Annotated in this window: 1 protein-coding gene; it reads left to right on the forward strand. The window is 28.7% G+C overall.

Annotated elements, in window-relative coordinates; translation table 11 throughout:
• The first annotated feature begins 210 nt into the window (after positions 1 to 210).
• Positions 211 to 1,515 (forward strand): hypothetical protein, encoded by a 1,305-nt coding sequence (locus WBG30_RS09775; protein ID WP_424504468.1) that lies wholly within the window; start codon positions 211 to 213, stop codon positions 1,513 to 1,515.
• Positions 1,516 to 1,654 lie beyond the last annotated feature (139 nt).

Below are 1,654 nucleotides of genomic sequence, written 5' to 3' on the forward strand. Positions count from 1 at the left end.
TTAAAATTAAATTTCAGTTTTTTTATATTTTAAAAAATAAATTGGAAAATTTAATTTCATGACATATTCTTTTAGAAGTAGCTCTTGATATTATAGTCTATGGATAATTAAAATAATTAAAATTAGGGGGGATGAAAATAAAGTGTAATGAAGTACGAATTTAGCTATTATGTATATTTATTAATTTAACAAAAAACTAGGGGGAACAAAATGAAAAAAACAAGAAACAAATTTACGAGGATTTTATTGATGATAATGTTAATGTTTTCAGCTTTTTTAGCTAATAGTTTAAAAACTTACTCTATTTCAAGCTATCCTATATATTTAAATGGTGCATCAAATAATCATAGAGTTTTGCCTGAGGGGAAACCGGAATATTATAATGTATTTACTGATAAAATATTTGTTGGGGATGAAAAAGAAGTATACCCTGATAAAATAGTTGCAGATATAGTTTTTATTAATGGAGGTTGGCTTAATGATGAAAATTTTATAAGAAAAGTCAAAGATAGAAAGGGAGCATTTGCAGAGGCATTTATAAGCACAAGTGGACTTGTCGTTAATGATGTCACTAAACTTCCGAGAAAATACGTAAATCCTGGCGAGGTTGCTTTTAGTATAGTTTTATCTGGAAATTCTAGAGGATTTCTTGGTTATTCAACATTTTCTAGCCTCTCTTATTGGAAGAAGGTAACAGATAGTAACGCTGGGCCAAATTATGCTCCAACTTTAGTTGAAAACACACATTATGGTATTACTAATAAAGATGCGTTTAGTATAGCTAAAACAACTGGAACCTCTCTTACTACAGGAGTAAACTTTGGAATTTCTGGAGGAGGGTTGAGTATGGGTGTAAACTTTCAAAGGCAAATTAATGAGAGTTTGACAAACACATATGGTAGAGAAATATCACTAGAGAGTTCTCACGATTCTCAAATAAGACATCAGTTTATGCCCACTAACTATCCACGAAGAGTGGCAATATATCAATATTGTGAAGTATTTAAAGCAAATATAGTTCCAAAAGATGACTACATTCAATATTTAAAAAGGGGATATAACTGGAAAGTAGCAAATTCTCGTCCACTAGAAATAGAAATAAAGACAAGTTCATATGCAGCTATGGAAGTTGCTGAACCAGTATCAATGATTGAACTCACTCCAGCAGGTCTTGTGGAACCAGAATTAAAGGATATTTTTAGAGTAGACGAAACATTTGGAGGAATAAACAAGCCTTCTACCTCTACTGAGATTATAGAAGTAAATCAAACTACTAGTAATTATGTGGTTTATGATTTTGAAAAAAGTACTTTCATTATGAATGGACCAGTAACACTAGATGTGAGAGTTAATATTAAAAGACCTGGAAGTTTTCGTTTTACAGTTTATAACAATAGAAATGAAGCTGGTAGTATAACAAATTCTACTAGAATATTACATAAAGGAATAAATATTGTAACTCTAAATATTAATAATTTATCTGATATTAAAAATATTTTTATGTTTAGAGATTAAAGCATATTAAAACAATAAATACTGCAGTGGTATATATAATAACCACTTTTTTAGGAAAACATTCTATGTTTTCTTTAATTATTACAAAAAAAAATAAGGAGGAAAGAATGAATAAAAAAATATCTATTTTACTACTATT

Source organism: Psychrilyobacter sp., from assembly GCF_049671765.1.
Taxonomy (GTDB): domain Bacteria; phylum Fusobacteriota; class Fusobacteriia; order Fusobacteriales; family Fusobacteriaceae; genus Psychrilyobacter.

Excerpts from the sequence above, each read along its gene's own strand:
- WBG30_RS09775 (WP_424504468.1), top strand. The coding sequence starts at position 211 with ATGAAAAAAACAAGAAACAAATTTACGAGGATTTTATTGATGATAATG.